The organism is uncultured Chitinibacter sp., from assembly GCF_945957625.1.
GTDB lineage: Bacteria > Pseudomonadota > Gammaproteobacteria > Burkholderiales > Chitinibacteraceae > Chitinibacter > Chitinibacter tainanensis.
Window position 1 is genome coordinate 40,852 of the sequence record NZ_CAMFLP010000009.1, and the last position, 24,802, is coordinate 65,653.

At 55.6% G+C, this 24,802-nt stretch carries 27 protein-coding genes; 6 read left to right on the forward strand and 21 right to left on the reverse strand.

Annotated elements, in window-relative coordinates; all coding sequences use genetic code 11:
- Positions 1-9 precede the first annotated feature (9 nt).
- Positions 10-1,161 carry a glycerate kinase gene (locus QV747_RS11205; protein ID WP_273431793.1) on the reverse strand — a complete coding sequence of 384 codons (1,152 nt, stop codon included), beginning with the start codon at positions 1,159-1,161 and terminating at the stop codon, positions 10-12.
- Positions 1,162-1,285: 124 nt separating this feature from the next.
- The gene (locus QV747_RS11210) at positions 1,286-1,699 is read right to left on the reverse strand and encodes a carbohydrate-binding protein (protein ID WP_273431791.1); all 414 of its coding nucleotides are present in this window, start codon (positions 1,697-1,699) and stop codon (positions 1,286-1,288) included.
- Between the two features lie 221 nt (positions 1,700-1,920).
- On the opposite strand from QV747_RS11210, the gene QV747_RS11215 reads away from it, so the two are divergent.
- Both QV747_RS11215 and QV747_RS11220 read left to right on the forward strand, forming a co-directional pair.
- A complete protein-coding gene (locus tag QV747_RS11215) occupies positions 1,921-3,240 on the forward strand; it encodes an HD-GYP domain-containing protein (RefSeq protein WP_288791510.1) in 1,320 nt (439 codons plus the stop codon).
- A gap of 241 nt (positions 3,241-3,481) precedes the next feature.
- A complete protein-coding gene (locus tag QV747_RS11220; RefSeq protein WP_273431787.1) occupies positions 3,482-3,697 on the forward strand; it encodes a hypothetical protein in 216 nt (71 codons plus the stop codon).
- A 220-nt stretch (positions 3,698-3,917) separates the two neighbouring features.
- On the opposite strand, the gene QV747_RS11225 is transcribed toward QV747_RS11220, so the two are convergent.
- The 3 genes from QV747_RS11225 to glnK form a co-directional block, all read right to left on the reverse strand.
- Positions 3,918-5,522, reverse strand: coding sequence for a methyl-accepting chemotaxis protein (locus QV747_RS11225; RefSeq protein ID WP_273431785.1), 1,605 nt, complete (start codon positions 5,520-5,522; stop codon positions 3,918-3,920).
- A 126-nt stretch (positions 5,523-5,648) separates the two neighbouring features.
- Positions 5,649-7,169, reverse strand: a complete 1,521-nt coding sequence (gene amt / locus QV747_RS11230) for an ammonium transporter (RefSeq protein ID WP_273431783.1) — start codon at positions 7,167-7,169, stop codon at positions 5,649-5,651.
- Positions 7,170-7,193: 24 nt separating this feature from the next.
- Complete coding sequence (gene glnK, locus QV747_RS11235) at positions 7,194-7,532, reverse strand: P-II family nitrogen regulator (protein WP_028448322.1); 339 nt, start codon at positions 7,530-7,532, stop codon at positions 7,194-7,196.
- A 245-nt stretch (positions 7,533-7,777) separates the two neighbouring features.
- Between glnK and QV747_RS11240 the strand changes: the two genes are divergently transcribed.
- Complete coding sequence (locus tag QV747_RS11240) at positions 7,778-8,038, forward strand: accessory factor UbiK family protein (RefSeq protein ID WP_028448323.1); 261 nt, start codon at positions 7,778-7,780, stop codon at positions 8,036-8,038.
- A gap of 99 nt (positions 8,039-8,137) precedes the next feature.
- Positions 8,138-8,617 carry a GNAT family N-acetyltransferase gene (locus QV747_RS11245; protein ID WP_047391036.1) on the forward strand — a complete coding sequence of 160 codons (480 nt, stop codon included), beginning with the start codon at positions 8,138-8,140 and terminating at the stop codon, positions 8,615-8,617.
- A gap of 137 nt (positions 8,618-8,754) precedes the next feature.
- Here the strand turns inward: QV747_RS11245 and QV747_RS11250 are convergent, their stop codons facing one another.
- The 16 genes from QV747_RS11250 to pyrE all read right to left on the reverse strand — a co-directional run bounded on the left by QV747_RS11250 (position 8,755) and on the right by pyrE (position 22,608).
- Positions 8,755-9,183 (reverse strand): F0F1 ATP synthase subunit epsilon, encoded by a 429-nt coding sequence (locus QV747_RS11250; RefSeq protein WP_273431779.1) that lies wholly within the window; start codon positions 9,181-9,183, stop codon positions 8,755-8,757.
- A gap of 11 nt (positions 9,184-9,194) precedes the next feature.
- Positions 9,195-10,574, reverse strand: a complete 1,380-nt coding sequence (gene atpD / locus QV747_RS11255) for a F0F1 ATP synthase subunit beta (RefSeq protein WP_028448326.1) — start codon at positions 10,572-10,574, stop codon at positions 9,195-9,197.
- A gap of 35 nt (positions 10,575-10,609) precedes the next feature.
- Positions 10,610-11,488, reverse strand: coding sequence for a F0F1 ATP synthase subunit gamma (gene atpG / locus QV747_RS11260; protein WP_028448327.1), 879 nt, complete (start codon positions 11,486-11,488; stop codon positions 10,610-10,612).
- A gap of 28 nt (positions 11,489-11,516) precedes the next feature.
- The gene (gene atpA / locus QV747_RS11265) at positions 11,517-13,058 is read right to left on the reverse strand and encodes a F0F1 ATP synthase subunit alpha (protein WP_028448328.1); all 1,542 of its coding nucleotides are present in this window, start codon (positions 13,056-13,058) and stop codon (positions 11,517-11,519) included.
- Positions 13,059-13,066: 8 nt separating this feature from the next.
- Positions 13,067-13,603 carry a F0F1 ATP synthase subunit delta gene (locus tag QV747_RS11270; RefSeq protein ID WP_273431775.1) on the reverse strand — a complete coding sequence of 179 codons (537 nt, stop codon included), beginning with the start codon at positions 13,601-13,603 and terminating at the stop codon, positions 13,067-13,069.
- 7 nt (positions 13,604-13,610) lie between these two features.
- Positions 13,611-14,081, reverse strand: coding sequence for a F0F1 ATP synthase subunit B (locus QV747_RS11275; protein WP_028448330.1), 471 nt, complete (start codon positions 14,079-14,081; stop codon positions 13,611-13,613).
- A 33-nt stretch (positions 14,082-14,114) separates the two neighbouring features.
- Positions 14,115-14,381 carry a F0F1 ATP synthase subunit C gene (gene atpE / locus QV747_RS11280; RefSeq protein WP_369076719.1) on the reverse strand — a complete coding sequence of 89 codons (267 nt, stop codon included), beginning with the start codon at positions 14,379-14,381 and terminating at the stop codon, positions 14,115-14,117.
- Positions 14,382-14,496: 115 nt separating this feature from the next.
- Positions 14,497-15,294 carry a F0F1 ATP synthase subunit A gene (gene atpB / locus QV747_RS11285; RefSeq protein ID WP_028448332.1) on the reverse strand — a complete coding sequence of 266 codons (798 nt, stop codon included), beginning with the start codon at positions 15,292-15,294 and terminating at the stop codon, positions 14,497-14,499.
- Between the two features lie 3 nt (positions 15,295-15,297).
- Positions 15,298-15,672, reverse strand: coding sequence for an ATP synthase subunit I (locus QV747_RS11290; RefSeq protein ID WP_028448333.1), 375 nt, complete (start codon positions 15,670-15,672; stop codon positions 15,298-15,300).
- Between the two features lie 197 nt (positions 15,673-15,869).
- Positions 15,870-16,715, reverse strand: coding sequence for a ParB/RepB/Spo0J family partition protein (locus QV747_RS11295; protein ID WP_273431772.1), 846 nt, complete (start codon positions 16,713-16,715; stop codon positions 15,870-15,872).
- Between the two features lie 79 nt (positions 16,716-16,794).
- On the reverse strand, positions 16,795-17,583 hold the full coding sequence (locus QV747_RS11300) for an AAA family ATPase (RefSeq protein WP_197053753.1): 789 nt from the start codon (positions 17,581-17,583) through the stop codon (positions 16,795-16,797).
- Between the two features lie 122 nt (positions 17,584-17,705).
- Positions 17,706-18,350 (reverse strand): 16S rRNA (guanine(527)-N(7))-methyltransferase RsmG, encoded by a 645-nt coding sequence (rsmG, locus tag QV747_RS11305; RefSeq protein WP_373317312.1) that lies wholly within the window; start codon positions 18,348-18,350, stop codon positions 17,706-17,708.
- Positions 18,351-18,363: 13 nt separating this feature from the next.
- On the reverse strand, positions 18,364-20,256 hold the full coding sequence (gene mnmG, locus QV747_RS11310; RefSeq protein WP_273431769.1) for a tRNA uridine-5-carboxymethylaminomethyl(34) synthesis enzyme MnmG: 1,893 nt from the start codon (positions 20,254-20,256) through the stop codon (positions 18,364-18,366).
- 243 nt (positions 20,257-20,499) lie between these two features.
- Entirely contained in the window at positions 20,500-21,270 is a 771-nt protein-coding gene (gene ppgK, locus QV747_RS11315; RefSeq protein ID WP_047391057.1) for a polyphosphate--glucose phosphotransferase, read from the reverse strand.
- A gap of 93 nt (positions 21,271-21,363) precedes the next feature.
- On the reverse strand, positions 21,364-21,915 hold the full coding sequence (locus QV747_RS11320; RefSeq protein WP_273431767.1) for a DUF4124 domain-containing protein: 552 nt from the start codon (positions 21,913-21,915) through the stop codon (positions 21,364-21,366).
- 54 nt (positions 21,916-21,969) lie between these two features.
- The gene (gene pyrE / locus QV747_RS11325) at positions 21,970-22,608 is read right to left on the reverse strand and encodes an orotate phosphoribosyltransferase (RefSeq protein ID WP_047391065.1); all 639 of its coding nucleotides are present in this window, start codon (positions 22,606-22,608) and stop codon (positions 21,970-21,972) included.
- 71 nt (positions 22,609-22,679) lie between these two features.
- Between pyrE and QV747_RS11330 the strand changes: the two genes are divergently transcribed.
- Both QV747_RS11330 and QV747_RS11335 read left to right on the forward strand, forming a co-directional pair.
- On the forward strand, positions 22,680-23,447 hold the full coding sequence (locus QV747_RS11330) for an exodeoxyribonuclease III (RefSeq protein WP_273431765.1): 768 nt from the start codon (positions 22,680-22,682) through the stop codon (positions 23,445-23,447).
- A 64-nt stretch (positions 23,448-23,511) separates the two neighbouring features.
- Positions 23,512-24,774: an MFS transporter gene (locus QV747_RS11335; protein WP_273431763.1), complete on the forward strand. Its 1,263-nt coding sequence runs from the start codon at positions 23,512-23,514 to the stop codon at positions 24,772-24,774.
- Positions 24,775-24,802 lie beyond the last annotated feature (28 nt).

The window sequence follows — 24,802 nt, forward strand, 5'->3', positions numbered from 1 at the left end:
ATTAATTGATCAGTCTTTCAGCCACATACCCAGGCGCAGTAACCGCGCCACCTGCTGCGCGGTACGGGTGAGATTGGCTTCGGCCTGCAGCAAGACCTCGTCGCGGCTAGCCAGCGCCGGAATGCAGTCAAACGCTGCCAAAATTCCGGCCGCCTCCAGCTCGCGCGGGCTGGCTTGCAATGCGCCCACAATCGCCAGCACCGGCACCCCCGCCTGCTGCGCCAGTTGAGCCACGCCAAACGGGGCTTTGCCGGCCAGCGTTTGCGCATCCAGACAGCCCTCGCCGGTAATCACCAGCGCCGCACCTTGCAAGGCCTGCGTGAGCTGCACCGCCTCCAGCACGATATCAATGCCGCGCCGCAGCCGGCAATTAAACAAAAACGCCAGCGCCGCCGCGCCAATGCCTCCGGCCGCCCCGCCGCCGGGCAGGGCTTCTACATCTTTGCCCAATTGTCGGCGAATCACATGGGCAAACTGGTGCAAGGCCTCATCCAGCTGCACCACCTGCGCCGGGCTCGCGCCTTTTTGCGGCCCAAACACCGCCGAGGCGCCGCGCGGGCCGGTGAGTGGGTTATCCACATCGCAGGCCAGCTCAAACTCGCATTCCAGCAAGCGGGCATCCAGGCCGCTCAGATCAATCTGCGCCAGCCGGGCCAGCGCCGCACCACCGGGCGGCAAGGGCTGGCCGTCGAGCCCCAGCAATTGCGCCCCCAGTGCCCGCAGCATGCCGCTGCCGCCATCATTGGTGGCTGAGCCGCCCAAGGCCAGAATAAAGCGGCGGATGCCCTGATCCAGCGCCGCACGAATCAGATCGCCCACGCCCTCGCTGCTGGTGAGTAGCGGATTGCGCTCATGTGGCGCCAGCAGCGCCAAACCACAGGCTGTGGCGATTTCGATCACCGCCGTTTGCCCGTCGCCCAATACGCCCCAATGCGCCAGCACCGGCTGGCCCAATGGCCCGCGCACTTGTGCTTGCTCCAGCCGGCCACCACAGGCTTCCAATAGCGTGGTCAGCGTGCCCTCGCCGCCATCGGCCAGCGGGAGCTGCACCAACTGCGCCTGTGGCAACTCGGTGCGCAGCGCCGCCGCGATCATCGCCGCCACCTGCGGGGCGCTAAGGGTTTCTTTAAACGAATCGGGGGCAATAATAATTTTGGGCATGCAGACCACAAAAAATAAGGCGCCGCCGGCATTCGCCATGGCGGCGCACAATCAGATTAGACACGGGGTATAGCCCGCAAGCCTTTTCAAAATAAAGCCTAGCGAGCAATACCCAAAAGAATGACTAGCGCGGTTGCGGGTAAGGGCGCTCGACCGCTTCCCACAGGCTAGGCGCTTTCTCTGGCGTCCAGCCAGCGCCCCGCTCGGCTTTATGACTTTGCAGGCAGCGATAAGTGCGGCCGCGATAGCTAATCAATTGCCCGCGCGCATACGACACCCCTTCCCGCCAGCTGCCGCGATCACCCCATTGGCCATCACCATGGGCGTCCACTTTGCGCCACAAGGCTGGTGCGGCTTCCGGATTCCAGTTGGCACCTTTCACCGCATCGTGGGCTTGTTGGACTTCATACAGTTGGCCGTGATACATCACTCGCTCGCCCAGCTGATAGGCGCGACCTTCACGCCAGGGGCCAGCCGCCCAAGCGGCGCTAATGGTCAGACACAGGCTCAAAGCCAGAATACGACAAGTACGGTGCATGAGGTTCTCCTTGGCAGTGCCCGACAGTATCGCCGAAAGCGCGGCAAACCCGCATGACAAAGCGCACAAGCAAGGGGTGAAAAGTACCCAAGGCACCCCAGCAAGTTTGACGCGCATCAGGCGCAGGCGCTAAAAGCCCGCGCCAAGGCGGTGAATGTTGTCTACAACCGAGAAACACCTTTGCCGGGCAGGCCTATTGTATGTACAACCGCAATGTGACGATGGACAGCATCTCAACCTTCCGCATCCGGCTTTTTGACATGATCTGCGCGCTCTCAACCGCGCTAGATTTACTCGACCCGGCGCTGGGCTCGCACCAGAAGCGCACCTGTCTAATTGCCTCGCAATTGGCACGCAGCCTGCAGCTGAGCGATTCCGACTATCAGGAAGTCTTTGGTGCGGCGATTTTCCACGATATTGGCGCGATTGGCCTGCAAAACCGTTTATCCATGCTGGACTTTGAAGAGGTCGATCCGCACACCCATGCCACGCTGGGGGCTTTGCTGCTGGAACGCTTTCCGGCCTTCCGGCGCTATGCACCGCTGGTGCGCTGCCACCATGTGCAGTGGCAACATGGCGCGGGCACGCAGCATGCCGGCCAAGCAGTGCCCACCTACAGCCATCTGATTTATCTGGCCGATCGCATTGAAGTGCTGGCGCAAGGGCAAGAGAATATCCTTGGTGCCGTGCCGCAAATCGTGGCACAGATTCAGGCGGTGCGCGGCAGCAAATTTCACCCACAGCTGGTGGACGAGTTTGTCCAGCTCGCCCAGCATGAGAGCTTCTGGCTGGATATCTTCTCGCGCAATCTGGATCGCATCCTGATGGATGCGGCACCGTTCGATAATATTGAGCTGGATCTGCAGCAGATGCTGCAATTTGCCCAGTTTTTTGCGCTGGTGATCGATTCGCGCAGCCATTTCACCGCCACCCACTCGGCCGGGGTGGCCATCACGGCCGAAATCATCGCCCAGCAAATCGGGATGACGGCGCAGGAATGCACCAAAATGCGCATTGCCGGCTATTTGCATGATTTGGGCAAGCTGGCCGTGCCCAGCGAATACATCGAGCGCAATGGCAAGCTCGACCAGACCGAGATGGCGCGCGTGCGCTCACACAGCTACATCACGCTGGATATTCTGGGCAATATCAAAGGGCTGGAAGACGTAGCGCAATGGGCATCTAGCCATCATGAACGGCTAGATGGCAGCGGCTACCCCTACCATCGCACCGCCAACGAATTACCACTGGGCTCGCGCATCATGGCCGTGGCCGATGTGTATACCGCCCTCACCGAAAATCGCCCTTATCGGGCCGGCCTCGCTCCGAATGCCGTACTGCAGATGCTGGATGAGCTAGCGCAAGACGGCAAACTCGACCCAGTGGTGATCGGCGTCTTGCATCAGCACCTGGCCACCGTCGAAGCCGCCCGCATTGCGGCGCAAGAACAAGAGAGCCTGGATCTCGCCGAATTCTGGCAAGTGGCCTCCCGCGAATGTGGCGTACAAAAGGCTCGCCAAGCCGCGCAGGCAGGAGTCTAGCTTCAGAAATTCGAATGAAGCTACTGCTCCGCCAATATTGCTTACGCCAGATCAGTCATCAATGAAGCTTGCCCTCATTTTCATCAAAAATAGTCGCCACAATTCAAATCCAACAAGATAAAACCAAGCGCCGTCAGGAAGCAGAAATTTAACTTGCCTTATATAATTTCACGACAAATAATATTCAAGCCAAAAAGGCGAAAGCTACATTTAGATTGCAATTACCCAAGGAGAGTTACCCATGAAACTGATTCAAACTACGATTCTGGCGGCTATTCTGGCAATGTTCGGCGCATCTGCGATGGCAACTGAAAACAATACTGCAGGCGTTAAAAAGTCTGTAGAGAAGAAAAATGAGCAAATTAGCAAAGCAAATGCCAGCGGTGCAAGCAAAGCTAAGAAAGCAAAAAAATCTCACGCTAGCGGTGAAAAAGCAGCTGAGCAAGTTGGTCACTAAGCCACTAGCTACTGCTTACTAGAAATCAAAAGGCTTTGCCACTTGGCAAAGCCTTTTGATTTCTGACGCGCCAGTCTAAAGAATCTCTCCAAACCTGCCTGAACAACCTTCTCAACAGCGACACACAAGATTGGTACATTTTGGCGATTAGACTTTTAACTGGCCTTTCGAGCACACCAGCAAAAAATTGCCCTTGTGCCATATTGGCACGGAAGATCAATCATAGCTTAAAGCGGCTTACCGCCTGTTTTAGTTCGGCCGCTTGGCTGCCCAGCTCACGGGTTTGGCTGGCGGCGGCATCAAAGGTGCGCAGATTATCCTGCGCGCCCCGTTCAATTGTGCTGACCAGCTCAGCCACGCGTTCGCTTTGTTCGCTTTGCATGGCCATCACTTGCAGCAGTTCATCCACCGCTTGCACCACCTGCTGGCTGCTATCAACGATGCGGCCCATGGTGTCTTCGGCCTGCTGGGTTTGCTGTAGGCCCTGATCAGCCAGGGTCACATTCTGATTCATGCCCGAGACCACCAAACCGGTTTTATCCCGGATACTGGCAATGGCCGTGACGATGTCTTGGGTGGCCTGTGTGGTGCGCTCAGCCAGTTTGCGCACTTCATCGGCCACCACCGCAAAACCACGCCCTTGCTCGCCGGCGCGGGCGGCCTCAATGGCGGCATTGAGGGCCAACAGATTCGTTTGGTCGGCAATTTCACGAATGCTGATCACCAACCCGGAAATGGCCGCCGTTTGATTGCCGAGATCCTGCACTTCATCGGCCGCGATATTAATGCTATCGGCCAGCGTGCGAATACTGCCGGCAACGGTTTGGATGCTATGAATGCCCTCGCCGGCTTGCGAGCCGGCCGCACGGGCGAGTTCAATCGCCATTTCCGTGCTGCTAGTCATTTGCTGCAGACCCTGATTGGTGCTGGCCACGCTTTCTTGAATCCCAGAGACCGAGGCATTCATCGTATGCACGCGAGCGCGCAAATCATGCACTCGGGCATCTTGCCCGGTGGCGGAAACCGACACCTGATCGGACACTTGCCGAATGGCCTGCACCACCTGCCCGAGTTCACGCTGCATTTGCGCCACTCCGCCGAGCACCGAATCGGTGCGATGGGCATGAATAGTCTGGCTCAGATCACCTGCGCCAATCTTGGCCACCAATTCCCGCAAGGCCAAGGGCTCGATTTCCAGCGGCTGATAAATCCGCCGCGCCACCAGGGCCAGCATGCCGCAGACAAACAAGGCCACCAGCACATTGAGCACCAATAGATTACGGGTGGCCTCGGCCACTGCCGCTTCTTGCTCGCTTTGGGCGGCAGCAAAGGCGGCTTGAACACGCTGATCTTCGGTATCAACTAGGGTCGCGAGCTGCTCACCGGTTTGGTCAATCAAATCATCAATCGCGGCAAATGCCGCTTCATCGGCGCGGGCAGCAATAATCCGGGGCAAATCGCTCGCCACCCCTTGCTGCAATTTGCTAAACAGGGAGAGCATCTGCTCACGCGTGGCCGTGGCTTCGATTTGTTCGATGGCTTGGCGAATGCTCTGACTGAGGGCTTCGGTTTCTTTTATCCGCTCAGGCTGCACCTGGCCTTCGTCTTTATCGACGATATTATCCATCGCGACGAGGGTAATCTGGGTGACATCGGTACGCAGCCGGCCTAGCGCATTGCTTTGTTTAGCCAGCACGCTGGCGCGAGCGATTTTTTCCGAAACCAGCTTTTGACTGGCCCAGGCATTAATCGCCAAGGCGAGCAAGCCGGCAATCAAGGTGGCGGCCAAAATCAGCAGCCAGTGACGAATCGGCAAATTTTTCATAACTACCAAGCCTCGATTAAGTTTCACCTACAGTCTAGTCAAGATAGTCGCAAAAAAAAGCCCGCGACATCCTTCGATGCGCGGGCTTATCAAAGTGCCTGAACAGCACACAGGAACAAACTCGAATTACATGTTGTAGGCTTTCTCGCCGTGGCTGGTGACATCCAGACCTTCACGTTCTTCGTCTTCTTTCACGCGCAGACCGATGGTCATATCAACCAACTTGTAAGCGATGGCCGCGACAACACCGGACCACGCCAGCGTAATACCCACACCAATAGCTTGGATTTTCACTTGCGTGGCAATGCTGTAGCCGCTGGCCACGCTATTGCTCACATAGTCCCACACACCAGTGCCGCCCAGATCAGGGCTCGCGAAGACACCGGTCAGGATCGCGCCCAAAATACCGCACACGCCATGCACGCCAAACACATCCAGCGAATCATCCGCGCCCAGCAGACGTTTCAGACCATGCACGCCCCACAGACCAGCCACACCCGCCAGCAGACCCATGATCAGACCACCGCCCACGCCCACATAGCCAGCAGCCGGCGTAATCACCACCAGACCAGCAACCGCACCTGAAGCAGCCCCCAGCAATGATGGCTTACCTTTCAGAATCCACTCCGCAATCAACCAGCTCAGTGCTGCAGCAGCAGGCGCAACCCAAGTGTTGATGAACGCCAGTGCGGCAACGCCATTGGCTTCCAGTGCCGAACCGGCATTGAAACCAAACCAGCCAAACCAAAGCAGTGAAGCGCCGATCATGGTCATAGTCAGGCTGTGTGGGGTCATTGGATCACGACCGTAGCCCACCCGTTTACCTACAAAGTACGCACCCACCAGGCCAGCAACTGCGGCATTGATATGCACCACGGTGCCGCCGGCGAAATCCAGCGCGCCGTCTTGGAACAGATAACCGGCAGTCGCAGTGGCAGCGGCAGCAGCTTCAGCCGACGTATAGGCGTCAGGGCCAGCCCAGTACCACACCATGTGCGCCATTGGCAGATAGCTGAAGGTAAACCAGATCACGCAGAACACCAGCACGGCCGAGAATTTGATGCGCTCCGCAAACGAGCCCACGATCAGCGCACAAGTAATAGCGGCAAAGGCACCTTGGAAGGCGATATAGATCATCTCGGAGATGCCAATGCCTTTATTCCAGGTGGCGGCAATCGAATCAGGCGTTACGCCTTTGAGCAGCACTTTTGACAGCGAGCCAAAGAATGCATTGCCTTCGGTAAAGGCCACGCTGTAGCCGTAAACCACCCACAGCACCGAAATCAGGCTGAAGACGGTGAATACTTGCATCAGCACCGACAGCATGTTTTTGCTGCGCACCAGGCCACCGTAGAACAGCGCCAAACCTGGAATCGACATCAGAATCACCAAGGCAGTGGCGACAAACAACCAGGTGTTATCGCCTTTATTAATGGTGATGGTTGGGGCTGCTGCAGCTGGGGCCGAAGCCACCACCGAAGCTGCGGCGGGTGCACTCGCCCCGCTTGAGGCTGCATCAGCGCTCACTTCGCTCGCCACCGCAGTGGCTGCAGAAGCCTGCACGGCACTGGCGGCTTCTTCGGCCATCGCAGGCACCGCGAAAAACATGGCGCCGATCAGCGCCAAGCTACCAAGTAATTTTTTCATTATGCGCTCTCCAGTCGGTCCGAATTAGATGGCGGCTTCGCCGGTTTCGCTGGTACGAATCCGCACGATGTGGGCCAAGTCGAAGACAAAAATCTTGCCGTCACCGATCTTGCCGGTATGGGCGGCTTTTTCGATCGCTTCGATGGCTTGCTCCAGCAAGTCATCGCTGATGGCGATTTCAATTTTTACTTTGGGCAGAAAATCAACCACGTACTCGGCACCGCGGTACAACTCGGTATGGCCTTTTTGCCGGCCGAAACCTTTTACCTCGGTGACCGTCAAACCTTGTACGCCGATTTCTGACAGGGCTTCGCGCACTTCATCGAGCTTGAAGGGCTTGATAATCGCAGTGACGAACTTCATGGTTAACTCCTGATACGAAACGATCAATGGGTGGACGGGCCACTATCAGCAGGAAGCGTGCCAACTTCAAAAGTGGCGTATTTTCAGACCTTTACAGCTTAGTCGATGGATGATTGCACAATTTTGAACCAGCCTAGATCGACCCCAGCCCATGCGTGCACTTTTTTTGTGCATGCTGTGCGCATTGCTTTATAGGGCGATCTGCTACACTCATGGATGAACCCGCCTTTACTAGGAGCATGATCATGCTGAAAGAAAAATTCTTTGATGAAATTGCCAGCAAACTCTCAGATGCCGTGGCCAATAGCCCTGCCAAAGACATGGAAAAAAACGTTCGCGCCATGATGGGCAGTGCGTTTAATAAGCTGGATCTGGTAACCCGCGAAGAATTCGAAATCCAGCAGGAAGTTTTGGCGCGCACGCGCGAAACCGTGGTGCAGCTGGAAGCCCGTGTCGCCGCACTGGAAGCGCGCCTCGAGCTCAATAACCCGCAAGACGGCATTTAAGCTCACCGGCTTTACAACAGCCTGACCGACAAACCGAGCCTTGCGCTCGGTTTTTTTGTACCATCGTAAACTCAACTACAACAACAATCGTGCGTACCAATGACCATCAGCATTACCAAGGCTGGCATTCTCGATCTGGATGACCTCGCCCCGCTCTATCAGGCCTATCGGCAGTTTTATATCGATCACGCCATTCCTTATGCCCACTGCAGTACCGATTTTGAGCAAACCCGCGCATTTATCGCTGAGCGGCTCGCTCATGGCGATTCGCGCCTGTATCTTGCCCGCAACCAAGGCGGCGAGGCCGTGGCTTTTGCGCAGGTCTACACCAGTTTCTCGTCGATGTTTCTTTGCCGCAGCTGGGTATTGAATGATCTGTATGTCGCGCCAAGCCAGCGTGGACAAAAACTAGGCGAAACCTTGCTCGCGCATGTCGAAAAAGAAGCACTGGCGATTGGGGTAGCGATTTTGACGATGGAAACGTCACCGGAAAACGTACAGGCGCACCGGTTGTATCAGAAGATGGGCTATGAGCGCGAAATGGGGCATTTGCATTTCGTGCGCAAATTGGGGATTTAGCCCAAGGCCGGGTATACCCCGCCAAGCATTATCTGGATTGACTTATAGGGCAATACCCCATAAATAATCCAAATACAAGACGTAAAAAAACCAGCCCGTAGGCTGGTTTTTTTGTCCAGAACATCGTCCAGCGATGATCAGTGGCCGCGCCGTTTGATCTTGTCGATAACTGCCAGTTTGGCAACCGCTTCGACCAGTTCGGCCTGCGCCATGGCAAAATCCATCGACGAAGCATGATTTTTCAATGCTTCTTCGGCCTTGCGCTTTGCTTCCTGCGCTTTGGCTTCATCGATGTCTGCACCACGAATCGCAGTATCGGCCAATACCGTTACCCCATCCGGTTGAACTTCGAGCATGCCACCTGAAACAAACAGAATGACATCATCTTCGTTCGAGTTCGCGATCTTGATCCGGATCGCGCCCGGGCGGATGCGGGTCAGCAGCGGCGCGTGCCGCGGCAAGATACCGATCTCACCTCGTTCGGCAGGCGCAGAGACAAACTCGGCGGTGCCTGAGTAGATCAGCTCTTCGGCGCTAACTACGTCCACATGCATGGTCATGGCCATAGCTTAACCCCTTATTGCATGGACTTGGCTTTTTCGACCGCTTCCTCGATGCCGCCAACCATGTAGAAGGCTTGCTCTGGGAGGTGATCGTAATCGCCGTTCAGGATGCCCTTGAAGCCCTTCAGGGTTTCTTTGAGCGGAACGTATTTGCCTGGAGAGCCAGTGAATACCTCGGCCACGTGGAATGGCTGAGACAGGAAACGCTGGATCTTACGCGCACGCGATACGGTCAGTTTGTCTTCTGGCGACAGCTCGTCCATACCCAGAATCGCGATGATGTCTTGCAGTTCTTTGTATTTCTGCAGCGTAGATTGTACGCCGCGAGCTACGTAGTAGTGCTCTTCACCAACGATTTGTGGGTCCAGCTGACGTGAAGTTGAGTCCAGTGGATCTACCGCAGGGTAAATACCCAGAGACGCAATATCACGGCTCAATACAACAGTCGCATCCAAGTGAGCGAATGTGGTTGCTGGAGATGGGTCAGTCAAGTCATCCGCAGGTACGTATACGGCCTGGATTGACGTGATCGAACCAGTTTTGGTCGAAGTAATACGCTCTTGCAGCGCACCCATCTCTTCGGCCAGGGTAGGCTGATAACCTACGGCTGAAGGCATACGACCCAGCAGGGCTGATACTTCAGTACCGGCCAGGGTGTAACGGTAGATGTTGTCTACGAAGAACAGGATGTCACGGCCTTCATCACGGAATTGTTCCGCGATGGTCAGACCAGTCAGCGCTACGCGCAGACGGTTGCCTGGAGGCTCGTTCATCTGACCATAAACCATCGCCACTTTATCAAGAACGTTAGAGTCCTTCATTTCGTGGTAGAAGTCGTTACCCTCACGAGTACGCTCACCTACACCAGCAAACACAGACAAACCGCTGTGCGCTTTCGCGATGTTGTTGATCAGTTCCATCATGTTTACGGTTTTGCCTACACCGGCACCACCGAACAGACCAACCTTACCACCTTTCGCAAACGGGCATACCAAGTCAATTACCTTGATACCAGTTTCCAACAGGTCGATGGTTTGGTTCAACTCATCAAATTTTGGAGCAGCTTGGTGAATAGCGCGAGTTGCCTCGGCGTTCACAGGACCTGCTTCATCGATTGGGTTACCCAATACGTCCATAATACGACCCAGAGTCGCTTTACCTACAGGCACAGAAATAGCTGCGCCGGTGTTAGCAACTTGCAGGCCACGTTTAAGACCATCGGTACTACCCATGGCGATCGCACGCACTACGCCGTCACCGAGCTGTTGCTGGACTTCCAGCGTCAGATCGATATCGACCAGTTTGAGCGCGTCATACACCTTGGGCAGGTTGTCGCGTGGAAATTGCACGTCAACAACTGGTCCAATGATTTGTACGATTTTACCTTGGCTCATCGTTTTTCCTAATCCAGTTAATCCGTCAGGGCCCATTAAACTGCAGCGGCACCAGATACGATTTCCGAAAGCTCTTTCGTAATCGCAGCTTGACGCGTTTTGTTATACAGCAGTTGCAGGGAGCCGATTACCTTGTCGGCATTGTCGGTTGCGGCCTTCATTGCCACCATCCGAGCTGCTTGTTCCGATGCCATGTTTTCCGCTACGGCTTGGTAAACCAATGCCTCGATGTAACGGTTCATCAATTCATCGATCACAGTCTTCGCATCCGGCTCATACAGGTATTCCCAGTTATGAGTGCGGGCCGGTTTTTGTGCCGGCTCGAATGCATCGCTCGACAATGGCAGCAACTGCTCGGCAACTGGCTCTTGTTTCATCGTATTGATGAAGCGGGTGTAAACGAGGTGCACTTCGTCTACTTCGCCAGCTACGTAGGCATCGATCATCACTTTGATCGGGCCAATCAGCTGTTCCAGATGTGGGGTATCACCCAAACCGGTAACATGCGAAATCACTTTCGCGCCATTCCGGTTCATGAAGCCCAGACCCTTATTACCGATTGCAGTTACAACCGTCTCAATGCCATTCTGGTGACGATCTTTCATGTTATTGAAAGCCAGACGCAGGGAGTTGGTGTTCAAGCCACCACACAGACCTTTGTCCGAAGTCACCACAATCAGGCCAACCCGTTTGACGGTGTCGCGCTTTTGGAGATATGGGTGTGCATAGTCAACCAGCGCAGCGCTCAGGTGAGCGGCCACATTACGGATTTTTTCACCGTAAGGGCGGGCCGCTTTCATGCGATCCTGAGCTTTGCGCATTTTCGACGTAGCTACCATTTCCATGGCGCGGGTGATCTTCTGCGTGTTTTTTACGCTTTTGATCTTGGTACGAATCTCTTTACCGCCTGCCATGATCTGATCCTTTTATTGACGTCTCAAATCAGTACGCAGCGCTAGCCTTGAAGGAATCCGCAGCTTTCAGTACAGCAGCTTCGTCGTCAGATGACAGTTCACCTTTCTCGTCGATGCGGGCCAGTACGTCGGCGTGGTTTGCCTTGAGGTGGCTGAGGAACGCGGCTTCAAATGCCAGTGCGCGGTTAACAGCGATGTCTGCATAAACACCTTTGTTAATCAGCAGCAGGGTCACACCCAGCTCGCTCACTTTCATTGGGCTGTATTGAGCTTGTTTCATCAGCTCAGTTACCAGCTTACCGTTTTCCAGCTGTTTACGAGTTGCTTCGTCCAGATCAGAGGCAAACTGAGCAAATGCAGCCAGCTCGCGATATTGCGCGAGAGCCAGACGTACACCACCACCCAGTTTCTTGATGATCTTGGTTTGCGCCGCACCACCTACACGCGATACAGAAATACCGGCATTCATCGCAGGACGGATACCCGCGTTGAACAAGTCAGTTTCCAAGAAGATCTGACCGTCGGTAATCGAAATCACGTTGGTTGGTACGAATGCAGACACGTCACCGGCTTGCGTTTCAATGATCGGCAGCGCAGTCAGTGAACCTGTTTGACCTTTCACTTCGCCGTTAGTCAGTTTTTCAACTTCTTCAGCGTTGATACGGGCCGCACGTTCCAGCAGACGTGAGTGCAGATAGAATACGTCACCAGGGTAAGCTTCACGACCTGGAGGACGACGCAGCAGCAGGGAGATCTGACGATAAGCCACGGCTTGTTTCGACAGATCATCGTAAACGATCAGAGCGTCTTCGCCACGATCGCGGAAGAACTCACCCATGGTACAACCTGAGTAAGCAGCGATGTATTGCAGAGCAGCTGATTCAGAAGCAGACGCGGCCACCACGATCGTGTGGGCCAGAGCGCCGTGCTCTTCCAGTTTACGCACCACGTTGGCGATCGAAGAGGCTTTTTGGCCAATCGCAACGTAGATACAAGTTACGCCAGTGCCTTTCTGGTTGATGATCGCATCCAGAGCTACGGCAGTTTTACCGGTCTGACGGTCACCAATGATCAGCTCACGCTGACCACGACCAATCGGCACCATGGTGTCGATTGATTTGATACCGGTTTGCATTGGTTGAGCAACTGACTGACGTGCAATTACGCCAGGAGCAATTTTCTCGATTGGTGCAAATTTGTCGGTACCCAGAGGGCCTTTACCATCGATTGGCTGACCCAGCGCATTCACTACGCGGCCTACCAATTCGCGGCCAACTGGAACTTCCAGAATACGGCCGGTACATTTCACTTCGTCGCCTTCGACGATGTGTTTGTAGTCACCCAGAATTACGGCACCTACTGAGTCACGCTCCAAATTGAGCGCCAGACCGTAGGTATTGCCAGGGAATTCCAGCATCTCGCCCTGCATAACTTCTGACAGGCCGTGCACACGCACGATACCATCAGTTACCGACACAACAGTACCAGTGGTGCTGGACTGTGCGCCTTGAGGCAGATTCTGGATCCGAGCTTTAATCAGTTCACTGATTTCGGACGGATTAAGTTGCATGATTTCTCCTAACTCTTCAGGCTCGTTGCAAGTGCGGTCAATTTGCCACGAACAGAGGCATCGATAACCAGATCACCAATGGTCACCTTCACACCACCGATCAAATCGGGGTTGACGCTAACATCGGCCGTAACCTTGCGTTTGAGTTGCTGAGTGAGCGTAGCCGTCAGTTCGGCCAGTTGGGCATCAGTCACAGCAAAAGCAGACTCGATATGTGCTTGCGCCACACCTTCATCTGCAGCTTTGAGCTCTTCGAAGAGAGCAGCTACCGCCGGCAGAGTGGTAAAGCGGCGATTTTCGAGTACTGTTGCCAGGAAGTTGTTAACCTCAGCGCTTGCCTCACCGCCCAGAAGCCCCGCGAGGAGCTCCTGAACCTGTGCCGCAGAACACTTCGGATTAGCCACTACTGCAAGGGCATCGTCGTTACTCGCGATGGACGCAAGCTTGGCGAGAATGTCCGACCATTGAGCAAGCGTGTTGCTCTCTTTGGCCAAGCGGAAAACCGCTTCAGCGTAGGGTCTAGCGACTGTGATAAGTTCTGCCATGACTGTCTTACAATTCCGCTTTGATAGATGACAGCATGTCAGCATGCTTAGCAGCGTCTACTTCACGCTGCAGAATCTTCTCAGCGCCGGCAACGGCCAGAGTGGCCACTTGCTGACGGAGTGATTCTTTGGCTTGCTGGATTTGCTGTTCGATTTCACCTTGAGCGCCGGCCAACAGGCGTTCGCCTTCGGCCTTAGCATTGCTCTTAGCTTCTTCGACAAGTTGTGCAGCGCGTTTTTCTGCCTGAGCGATGATCTCTGCGGCCTGCTGTTTAGCTTCGCGCAGTTTATCTGCTGATTTTTTCTCAGCATTTTCGAGATCTTGCTTGGCGCGGTCCGCCGCGGCCAGGCCGTCGGCGATACGCTTCGCACGCTCATCCATCATCTTGGTCAGCGGAGGCCAAACAAACTTCATCGTGAACCAGATCAGGATCGCGAATGTGATCATCTGACCTATGAGAGATGCATTAAATTCCACGCTGAAAGTCCTCCTTAAAGGCTGATCAAATGATTAGTGAGCAGCAGCAGTCAGGGCAGCAAGGAATGGGTTGTTGAAGGTGTACAGCATAGCAACACCAACGCCGATCATAGAGATCGCGTCCAACAGACCAGCGATGATGAACAGTTTAGTTTGCAGAACTGGGATCATTTCTGGTTGACGAGCAGAAGACTCGAGGAATTTACCACCGAGGATTGCGAAACCGAGTGCAGTGCCGATCGCAGCCAGACCGATGATGATCGCAGCAGCGATAACAGTCATGCCTTGTACGGAAGCAATTACTTCAGGTGCAGCCATTTTGATACTCCTAAGGTTTAAATCAAAAGTTACTAGGTTGGGTAAATCTTTGTCCGACACCGTGCACCCAACCGACACACGTCACCGGACGAAAATTTTAGTGGTCTTCTACAGCCAAGCTCAGGTACACGATGGTGAGCATCATGAATACGAAAGCTTGCAGGGTTACAACCAGAATGTGGAAGATCGCCCATGGCGCGCCCAGCACCCAGTTGATCCACCATGGCAGCAGCGCGATCAAGATGAAGATCAACTCACCGGCGTACATGTTACCGAACAGACGCAGTGCCAGAGAGATTGGCTTAGCGGCCAGCTCGATCAATTGGAACGCAAAGTTAACTGGCATCAGGATGATGGTCATTACCAAGCCTTCGGCGTGGAATGGGGCAGTGAACAGCTCTTTGATCCAGCCAAACAGGCCTTTAGCAGAAATCGAGAAACCAATGATCAGCAGCATCACTGTCAGTGACATTGCGAAAGTCTGGTTTACGTCAGCGGTAGGTACGACACGCAGATAAACGTGATGAGGATCCATACCGAAGAAAGTGTGACCGATCCATTGGGCGATGGTAGGCAGCAGATCAACCGGCAAGAAGTCCATGCTGTTCATCAGGAATACCCAGCAGAAAATGGTCAGACTCAGTGGGCCGATCACTTTCGATTTGGCGTGGAAAGCATCCTTGATCTGGGTGTCGACCATTTCGACAATCAGCTCAACGAAGTTTTGCAGGCGACCTGGCACGCCAGAAGTGGCTTTGTTTGCCACGTAGGCAAACAGGGCGACGAAGGCCAGACCCAGAACCAACGCAATCCAGAAGGTATCCAGATGGACGCCGCTCGCGGATTTGGCAAAGGTCAAATGGTGCTGGATATAACTAGTTGCATCTTGTGCCATGATCTACTTTTTACCGTCAAATTGAATTAAAAGCCCAAACCAGTAAGCACTTGCGGCTGCGAGGTAACCTACGAACACCCACAACCAGGCGGCTTGCTGGTATACAACAAACAACGCTGCAAAACTCAGCAACGTCATAAAAAGCTTGGCCATCTCGGCAGCAAAGTGGCGACGCATCAATTCGGCGGCGGGCGCAAACTTGACGCTGTAGGCGATCAAGGCATACAACAGACTGCCCGCGATGGCGATGATTCCACCTATACCACTTGCAATTGCTTCGTTTTGACCCAAAATCAAGAACAGGCCGAGGGCGAGTACTATCGTAATTGCCACTTTGAGGCGGATCACGCCCCGAATTTGTGCCGTCTTGACCATCATTTCACCGTAAGCGAAACCCCGCGATTATACGGAGTAGATTTGCCCTACGTCAATTTTACACATTGACTTCATGGCATTTATTTTCCCGCTTTGATGCCAGACGGATAAAACAAAAGCCTTTCTTTTTTAACGAGTAATCATCGTTTAAGCCAAGCCGCACCGAGCTCGCCACATTTTGGTGCAAACCGCTGTCGAACTTACAACTGGGCCAGCAATGCAGCCAATTGCGCCTCGTCGAGGTACTCGATGGTGATTTTCCCCTTCCCCTTCGAGCCGGCCTGAATCTGCACTTTGGTGCCTAAACGGGCGCCAAGTTCCGTGGCTTTGCTTTCCCACTCAGCTTTAAGTGCTGGTTTATTCACCATCGGTGCTTGCGCGGGCTCGCTGAGCCATTTTTTCACCAGCGCCTCAACTTCCCGCACGGTGAGACCCTTGATCACCACGTGCCGCGCGGCCTCATGCTGGCGTTCTGCCGGCAGGCCCAGCAGTGCGCGAGCGTGGCCCATATCGAGCTGCCCTTCCAGCAGCAACTCACGCACTGGCTCCACCAAATTTAGCAAGCGCAGTAAATTGGCAATCGCCGGGCGCGATTTGCCCAAGGCTTGCGCGGCGGCTTCCTGAGTCAGACCAAATTCATCCATCAACCGCTGAATGCCAATCGCCTCTTCCAGCGGATTGAGATTTTCCCGCTGGATGTTTTCAATCAGCGCCATCGCCAGCGCCGCTTCATCGGCGATTTCACGCACCAGCGCGGGAATCTCACTCAGCCCCGCCAGTTGCGAGGCCCGCCAACGCCGTTCACCGGCGATAATTTCATAGCGCTCGGGCGCGATTTCGCGCACCAGCACCGGCTGCATCAAGCCCTGCGCCCGGATCGAATCGGCCAGCTCCAGCAGCGCTGCTTCATTCATCAGCGTGCGAGGCTGGTACTTACCCGGCTGCAAAGCCGTAACCGGCAGAGTTTTTAGGGTGTCTTGGGCGGCAGTATCGCCCATCAATGCGTCAAGGCCACGGCCGAGGCCTTTGAATTTCTTGCTTGCCATGCTGTTATCCCTGCCCGCCCCTGCCTCGGGGTGAGCCACTATTGTCTAGGTTTGCGGAATGATTGGGGCGCACCTCACCTTAGATGGCGGGCGCGACTTCGAGGGCGTTATGCCGCGCCAACAACTCTTCGGCCAGCTGCAAATAGGCTTGCGCGCCTTTAGACGATTTGTCGTAAGCCAAAATGGGGCGTCCATAGCTTGGCGCCTCGGCCAGCCGCACATTGCGGGGAATGACGGTGTGATACAGCTTGCTGGTAAAGTGCTTCACCAGCTGATCAGAGACTTGCTGCGCCAAGGTGGAGCGCGGATCAAACATCGTACGCAGCAAACCTTCGATCTCAATCTTGCGATTCAGATGCTGCTTGATGCGTTTGAGGGTGTTCACCAGATCCGACAAACCTTCCAGCGCATAGTATTCGCACTGCATCGGAATCATCACGGCATCGGCAGCCACCAGGCCATTGAGCGTCAGCAAATTCAGCGCCGGCGGGCAATCGAGCACGATGTAATCGTATTCGGCCGCCACTTCGCTCAGCGCAGCTTTCAAGCGCCCTTCGCGCGCCTCGGCTTCCACCAGCTCGACTTCGGCACCGGCCAGATCGCGATTGGCGGGCAACACGCTAAAGCCGCCGGTTTCTGATTCAACCAAGGTATCGCGAATCGCTGATTCACCAATCAACAGCGAATACACCGAATGCGCCAAACGCGCCTTATCGATGCCGGCGCCCATGGTGGCATTCGCTTGCGGGTCCAGATCCACCAGCAGCACCTTTTTCCCCAGATGCGCGAGGCTGGCAGCCAGATTGACTGCCGTGGTGGTCTTGCCCACGCCGCCTTTTTGATTTGCGATGGCCAGTATTTTCATCAGAATCTCTCGACACGGTGTCGTCGGTACAGCAAAGCCGATAGTTTACCCGCTTCAGCGCAGACTGGGCTGACCATTCACCGGCGCTGACGTTTTACTTTCGCAAACGCAACGCCTGAGCTGGATTAAGCCTGGCGACGCACATGCACCAGATGGCGCTCCGCGGCCAGCTCCGGCACTTGCAGTGCATCTACCCCTACTACGTATACATCTGGAGGCAAATGAGTGATTTCTTCGTGAGGATATACCCCCTTGAGCGCAGCCCATTCACCGGTTGGCAACAACAGATGATTCGTCCAGCGCACAAAATCACCCAGATCGGCAAAGGCGCGCGAGGTGATGATGTCAAAGCCGGCCTCGGGTTGATAAGCCTCGACCCGATCTGTTACCACCGTAACATTCGGCAATTGCAGCTCTAGCAAGGCCTGCCGCAAAAAGGTGGTTTTCTTGTGGTTGGAATCCAGCAAGGTCAGCTGCCATTCGGGGCGCACAATCGCCAGCGGAATACCCGGAGTGCCAAAGCCAGAGCCCACATCCAGCATCCGCAGCGCGCTAGCAGGTAAAAATGGCAGCGGTGCCAGCGAATCGAGCAAATGATGCGTCACCATGCGCTCCGGCTCGCGGATTGCCGTCAGGCTGTAGGTTTTATTCCATTTGGCCAGCAAGGCCACATAGGCCAGCAGCTTTTCCTGCTCGACCGGGCCAATCGCCAAGTCCATCGCGGTGAGGCCCGTGGCGAGTTTCGCGGCCAGATCAATCCCGTTACTCATGCTTTTTCCTGATTTAGGCTTGTTTCTCGGCGGCCTGCTTGGCTTTTTTCAGATAGACCAACAGCAGCGCAATCGCCGCCGGCGTCACGCCCGAGATGCGTGAGGCAAGGCCCAGCGTTTGCGGGCGTTGGGCCGTGAGTTTTTGCTGAATTTCTTTCGACAGGCCCGACACTTGGCTGTAATCGAAATCCGCCGGCAGCGGCACATTTTCAAGCGCATCGCGCTTGGCCACTTCGTCTTGCTGCCGCTCGATATAGCCTTGGTATTTCACCTGAATTTCAACCTGCTCGGCCACTTGCTCATCGCTAACGCCCGGGCCGGCAATATCGAGCGTCATCAGGCTTTGATAGCTGACTTCAGGGCGGCGTAATAACTCGGCCAGTGTGTATTCCCGCTCAATCGCTTTGCCCAGCACGCGCTCGGCCTCATGGGCGGCCAAAATCCGCGGATTGGCCCAGGTTGATTTCAGCCGCTCGAATTCGCGCTCGATGGCTTCGCGTTTTTCGCTGAACATCTGCCATTGCGCATCACCTACCAGCCCTAAGCGGCGGCCATGCTCGGTCAGGCGCAAATCGGCATTGTCTTCGCGCAATTGCAGGCGATACTCGGCCCGGCTGGTGAACATGCGATACGGCTCGGTCACGCCACGGGTGATCAGATCATCCACCAGCACGCCCAGATACGCCTCATCGCGGCCCGGACACCAAGGCGCTTCGTCGCGGGCATACAGCGCGGCATTCAAGCCGGCAAACAAGCCCTGCGCCGCAGCTTCTTCATAGCCGGTAGTGCCATTAATCTGACCTGCAAAATACAGGCCGGCGATGGCTTTGGATTCAAAGCTGTTTTTCAGCCCGCGTGGATCGAAATAATCGTACTCGATCGCATAACCGGGGCGCAGAATGCGCGCGTTTTCCAAGCCGTGAATCGATTGCACGGCCGCCAGCTGAATATCAAACGGCAAGCTGGTCGAGATGCCGTTCGGGTAAAACTCATTGGTATCGAGGCCTTCTGGCTCAAGGAAAATCTGGTGGCTGTCTTTATCGGCAAAGCGATTGATTTTGTCTTCGATACTTGGGCAATAGCGTGGGCCCACACCTTCGATTTTGCCGGTGAACATCGGGCTGCGGTCAAAACCGCTGCGGATAATTTCATGCGTTTTGAGATTGGTGTGCGCAATCCAGCACGGCAGTTGCTTGGGGTGCAAACCGCGATGGCCGCGCACCGAGAATACCGGCTCGGGCGTGTCGCCCGGTTGTGCCTCAAGCACGGCAAAATTAATCGTGCGGCCGTCAATTCGCGGTGGGGTGCCAGTTTTCAGGCGGCCCACCGGCAGCTGTAATTCCCGTAAGCGCTGCGATAAAGTTAACGAGGCCGGGTCGCCCGCGCGACCGCCAACGTGGTTTTCCAGCCCAACGTGGATCTTGCCGCCCAAAAAGGTCCCCGCCGTCAGCACCACGGCGCTGGCTGAAAAACGAATGCCGATTTGCGTTACGGCGCCGGTGACTTTATCGCCTTCCAGCAAAAGATCGCTGACTTCCTGCTGGAAAATATCGAGGTTTTCCTGATTTTCCAGCATGCCGCGAATCGCCGCCTTGTAGCGCACGCGATCGGCCTGCGCCCGGGTTGCCCGCACGGCTGGGCCTTTGCTGGAATTGAGCGTTTTGAACTGAATGCCGCCCATATCGGTGGCCAGCGCCATCGCGCCGCCCAGCGCATCCACTTCTTTTACCAGATGGCCTTTGCCAATGCCGCCAATCGACGGGTTACAACTCATCTGGCCCAGTGTCTCGATATTGTGGGTCAGCAACAGGGTTTTACGCCCCATCCGCGCACTGGCGAGCGCGGCTTCGGTGCCGGCGTGACCACCGCCGACCACAATCACATCATATCGAACAGGATAAAGCATGGCACTGGGCCTCAAACTACGGTAAAGGGGCAATATTCTACGGCAAAACAGGCACTTGAGTCAGCAGGAATGATTTTCATCGCGGCATGCAAATCTGGCATGAGGGCCTTAATGGGTCGCGTGGGTATCAGGCCAGCAGACCACCAGCGAGCCCTTACCCGCACCAAGCCCAAAAAACAAAACCCCGGCCATGCCGGGGTATTGGTCAGAAAGGCTTACAGGACAATCACTTGCCAGCCATACCTACACTTTAAAATGTTTGGCCGCCTCCAGCGCCGCGCCGACGATGCCAGCTTCATTTTTCAGTGTGGCCGCCACCAGCTCGAAACGCAGATTTTGCATTTCGGGGATAAATTTATCGGCCTTTTTACTGATCCCGCCACCAATGATCACCAGATCAGGCGAGAACAGTAGCTGAATGTGCTCCAGATACGCATTCAGACGCGGGTTGTAGTCTTTCCATTTCAGGTCGAGATCTTCCTTCACCTTGGCCGAACAATATTTCTCGGCAATGGTGTCTTTCGGGAAAATCAGATGCCCAAATTCGGTATTGGTAATCAGCTGACCATCAACGATCAGCGCGCTACCGATGCCAGTACCCAGCGTAATCACGATGGTTTTGCCACTGCGGCCTTTAGCCGCGCCAAACACCACTTCGGCCAGGCCCGCCGCATCGGCATCATTCAGCACAATCAGAGGCAAACCGGTGGCATCAGCCAAAATCTGTTGCGCCGGGGCATTCACCCAGCTTTTATCCACATTGGCGGCCGACAGGGTAACGCCATTATGCACAATCGCTGGAAAGGTACAGCCAATCGGGCCTTGCCAGTTGAAATGCTCAACGATCTGTTTCACTACCTGCCCCACCGCTTCGGGCGTGGCGGGCTGCGGGGTGTCGATGCGGTGGCGTTCGGCCACCAGCTCGCCGGTTTCCAGATTGACCGGCGCACCTTTAATGCCGGTGCCGCCAATATCAATACCAAGAACAATTCGGGCTTGAGTTTGTGCTGTCATCTCGTTCTTCACAGATTATTTTGAACCGCAGTGTGCCAGCCTGCCGGATGGCCACCAACACCGTAAAACCCTTACGTAGCGGGCCTTACCGACTTAATTGGGCGCAAAATTGCGCAGCTGGATAAAGCGGGCTTTGTCAGCCTCGGCCCGCTGGCGGATTTTCACCGCTTCCTGATCCTGCTGCTGCAATAATTGCTCAATTACTTGGATTTCATCCCGATTTTGATCAAGTTGTGCTTGTAAATCGGCAGGTAACGGTTTTTTTTGCTTCTGGAAGCGCTCAGCTTGCGTTTGCAGCTTTTTATTGCGCTCCTGAATAGTTTGAATACGCAGGCGGTTGGTTTGCTGGCCGGCGGCCAGCGCCTCGAGCTGGCGATCGCGCAATAAATCAATCTCATCCGGCGAAGAGAATGACTGCAGCAGTGCTTTATCTTTGCGCCGCTGCTCTATCTGCGCGCGCTGGCGTTCCAGCTCCGCAGCGCGCTCGGCCTCGCTCATCACACCGCTGCTACGCGAGCGGCCGGATTTATCCAGCGTGGTGAGGTCGCGGCTTTGGCCAGACGGGGGTTTATCGCTGAATTGCACCTTGCCGTGCTCATCCACCCAGCGATATACGGTGCCGGCGGCGACTGGCCAGGCACACATCAATAAAACTGCCAGTAAACACCCACGCATCATGGCCGCTTGATTACCTATCTTTTAAACACCGTATTGGGCACGGTATTGTTGAACTTTCGCCAGATTCTCAGTCATTCCGGGCTGATCAGCAAGAAATGCCAGCAAATCTTGCAAAGATGCAATAGGAATAACCGGCATGCCGAATTGTTGCTCGACTTCCTGCACCGCCGACAGACTACCCTGACCGCGCTCCATGCGATCCAGCGCTATCAGCACCCCGGCCGGCTCAGCCCCGGCCGCGCGGATCAGATTGACCGATTCGCGCACCGAAGTGCCCGCTGAAATCACATCATCAATAATCATCACGCGCCCCTTGAGTGGCGCGCCCACCAGTACTCCGCCTTCGCCGTGATCTTTGGCTTCTTTGCGGTTGAACACAAAGGGCACATTGCGCCCCGCGCCGGCTAGCGCCACAGCCGTCGCCGAAGCCAGCACAATGCCTTTATAGGCTGGCCCAAACAGCACATCAAACTCCACCCCAGAGGCAATGGCCGCCTGCGCGTAAAAACGCGCCAGCTCACCCACCGATGCCCCGTCGCTAAACAGTCCCGCATTAAAGAAGTACGGCGAGTTGCGGCCGGCTTTGGTGATAAAATCGCCAAAACAGAGCACTTTTTGCTCTACTGCGAAACGGATGAAGTCCTGACGGAAGTCGCTCATGGGATAGTCCTAATTCGTAAATCACAATACAAGCTAGAAGCATATCATTGATTTGAACAAGGAATCGCCGCGTGCGCATCATTTCTGCCAACCTGAACGGCATCCGTTCGGCCACCAGCAAAGGTTTTTTCACCTGGCTTGAGGGCCAGAACGCGGACGTAGTCGGCGTGCAGGAATTAAAAGCCCAAGCGGCGGATATCAAGCCCGAGCATACCCCGGCCGGGTTTCACGCCTATTTCCATTACGCCGAGAAAAAGGGCTACAGCGGCGTGGGCCTGTATTGCCGCCGCGAGCCCGATGCGGTAATTACCGGGCTGGGCATTGCCGACATCGATGCCGAAGGCCGCTATCTGGAAGTGCGCTTTGGCAATCTCTCGGTGGTATCGCTGTATCTGCCGTCGGGTTCGTCGTCGGAAGAGCGGCAGGATGTCAAATTCAGTTTTCTCGATCGCTTCTGGCCACGGCTGAACGAGCTGCGCGAATCCGGTCGCGATGTGATCATCATGGGCGACTGGAATATCGCGCACAATGAAATCGACCTGAAAAACTGGAAAGGCAATCTGAAAAATTCGGGCTTCTTGCCCGAAGAACGCGCGTGGCTGACCCAATTACTGGGCAGCGGCTGGGTCGATACCTGGCGCACGCTGTATCCCGAAATCCCCGGCTACACCTGGTGGAGCAATCGCGGCCAAGCCTATGCCAAAGACGTGGGCTGGCGCATCGATTATCAGATCGCTACCCCGGCGCTGGCGGCCACCGCGCGCGCGGCCAGTATTTATAAAGACGAGAAGTTTTCCGATCATGCACCGCTGATTGTCGATTATGACTACCCGCTCTAAATCAATACCTAGCCACGTATCAAGCCATACACCTCAATAACAATAGCCCCTAAGGCAATACCCCATGCAGCTCAGTCATTATCTGGCCGTTTTTACCAATCGCCGCATTGCTGCGGCGATGTTTCTGGGTTTTGCCTCCGGCTTGCCGCTGGCACTCACCGGCTCCACCCTGCAAGCCTGGCTGTCCGATGCCGGGCTGGATTTGAAAACCATCGGCTGGTTTACTCTGGTGGGGCAGCCCTACACCTGGAAATTCCTCTGGGCGCCGCTGATTGATCGCTTTCCACTGCCGCTCTTGGGCCGCCGCCGCGGCTGGATGTTGCTCACCCAGCTGGCGCTGGCCGGCGCGATTGCCACCATGGGCGGGCTCGACCCGCAAACCCATCTGGCCACTTTTGCGGTGCTGGCCGTGCTGGTGGCGTTTTTCTCCGCCACCCAGGATGTGGTGATCGACGCCTACCGGACCGAAACCCTGCAACAAACCGAGCGCGGCGCTGGCGCGGCGGTGGGGGTGTTTGGCTACCGCATGGCCATGCTCACCTCCGGCGCATTGGCGCTGATTCTGGCCGATGGCATTTTGAGCTGGCAGCACACCTATTGGGCGATGGCGGCCATGATGGCCGGCATGGCGCTGGTGACCTTGCTTGCGCCCGAGCCCACCGGCCTGCCACGGCCACCGCAATCGCTGCGCGAAGCGGTACTCGAGCCACTGCACGAATTTTTCACCCGCCGCGGCGCGCTCTGGCTCTTGCTGCTGGTGGTGGGCTACAAGCTGGGCGATGCGTTTGCCGGCAGCTTATCGACCAAATTCCTGCTGGATATGGGCTATGTCAAAAGCCAGATCGGCTCGGCCAATAAGGTCTTCGGCATGATCGCCACCATTGTCGGCGGTTTTGCCGGCGCGGTGTTGATGCTGCGCTGGGGCTTGTATCGCGCACTGTTGGTATTTGGGGTGCTGCAGGCTCTCACCAATCTAGGCTACTGGATTATCGCCCTGCATGGTGCGCCGGACCTGCTGCTGCTGTACGCCGCGATTGGCGGTGAAAACCTCGCCGGCGGCATGGGCACCACGGCGGCGGTCGCGCTCTTGATGAGCTTGTGTAATCCGCGCTTTACCGCAACCCAGTTTGCCTTGCTCTCGGCGCTGGCCGCGTTTGGCCGCGTGTATGTCGGGCCGGCGTCGGGCTATCTGGTGTTGGCCTTGGGCTGGGCGCATTTCTTTGTGTTTTCGGCGCTGGTGGCTATCCCGGGCTTATTACTGGTGGTGTATTTGCGCCAAACCATTCGCGCCCTGGAAACCCCAACAGATTTACCGGCGGACGATTAAGGCCCGCCCACAGATCCGCAACAACGGC

Bases quoted from the DNA above. Each gene is read 5' to 3' on its own strand.
- QV747_RS11205 (WP_273431793.1), bottom strand. From the start codon at position 1,161: ATGCCCAAAATTATTATTGCCCCCGATTCGTTTAAAGAAACCCTTAGC.
- QV747_RS11210 (WP_273431791.1), bottom strand. From the start codon at position 1,699: ATGCACCGTACTTGTCGTATTCTGGCTTTGAGCCTGTGTCTGACCATT.
- QV747_RS11215 (WP_288791510.1), top strand. From the start codon at position 1,921: ATGGACAGCATCTCAACCTTCCGCATCCGGCTTTTTGACATGATCTGC.
- QV747_RS11220 (WP_273431787.1), top strand. From the start codon at position 3,482: ATGAAACTGATTCAAACTACGATTCTGGCGGCTATTCTGGCAATGTTC.
- QV747_RS11225 (WP_273431785.1), bottom strand. From the start codon at position 5,522: ATGAAAAATTTGCCGATTCGTCACTGGCTGCTGATTTTGGCCGCCACC.
- amt (WP_273431783.1), bottom strand. From the start codon at position 7,169: ATGAAAAAATTACTTGGTAGCTTGGCGCTGATCGGCGCCATGTTTTTC.
- glnK (WP_028448322.1), bottom strand. From the start codon at position 7,532: ATGAAGTTCGTCACTGCGATTATCAAGCCCTTCAAGCTCGATGAAGTG.
- QV747_RS11240 (WP_028448323.1), top strand. From the start codon at position 7,778: ATGCTGAAAGAAAAATTCTTTGATGAAATTGCCAGCAAACTCTCAGAT.
- QV747_RS11245 (WP_047391036.1), top strand. From the start codon at position 8,138: ATGACCATCAGCATTACCAAGGCTGGCATTCTCGATCTGGATGACCTC.
- QV747_RS11250 (WP_273431779.1), bottom strand. From the start codon at position 9,183: ATGGCCATGACCATGCATGTGGACGTAGTTAGCGCCGAAGAGCTGATC.
- atpD (WP_028448326.1), bottom strand. From the start codon at position 10,574: ATGAGCCAAGGTAAAATCGTACAAATCATTGGACCAGTTGTTGACGTG.
- atpG (WP_028448327.1), bottom strand. From the start codon at position 11,488: ATGGCAGGCGGTAAAGAGATTCGTACCAAGATCAAAAGCGTAAAAAAC.
- atpA (WP_028448328.1), bottom strand. From the start codon at position 13,058: ATGCAACTTAATCCGTCCGAAATCAGTGAACTGATTAAAGCTCGGATC.
- QV747_RS11270 (WP_273431775.1), bottom strand. From the start codon at position 13,603: ATGGCAGAACTTATCACAGTCGCTAGACCCTACGCTGAAGCGGTTTTC.
- atpB (WP_028448332.1), bottom strand. From the start codon at position 15,294: ATGGCACAAGATGCAACTAGTTATATCCAGCACCATTTGACCTTTGCC.
- QV747_RS11290 (WP_028448333.1), bottom strand. From the start codon at position 15,672: ATGATGGTCAAGACGGCACAAATTCGGGGCGTGATCCGCCTCAAAGTG.
- QV747_RS11295 (WP_273431772.1), bottom strand. From the start codon at position 16,715: ATGGCAAGCAAGAAATTCAAAGGCCTCGGCCGTGGCCTTGACGCATTG.
- rsmG (WP_373317312.1), bottom strand. From the start codon at position 18,350: ATGAGTAACGGGATTGATCTGGCCGCGAAACTCGCCACGGGCCTCACC.
- mnmG (WP_273431769.1), bottom strand. From the start codon at position 20,256: ATGCTTTATCCTGTTCGATATGATGTGATTGTGGTCGGCGGTGGTCAC.
- ppgK (WP_047391057.1), bottom strand. From the start codon at position 21,270: ATGACAGCACAAACTCAAGCCCGAATTGTTCTTGGTATTGATATTGGC.
- QV747_RS11320 (WP_273431767.1), bottom strand. From the start codon at position 21,915: ATGTGTGCCTGGCCAGTCGCCGCCGGCACCGTATATCGCTGGGTGGAT.
- pyrE (WP_047391065.1), bottom strand. From the start codon at position 22,608: ATGAGCGACTTCCGTCAGGACTTCATCCGTTTCGCAGTAGAGCAAAAA.
- QV747_RS11335 (WP_273431763.1), top strand. From the start codon at position 23,512: ATGCAGCTCAGTCATTATCTGGCCGTTTTTACCAATCGCCGCATTGCT.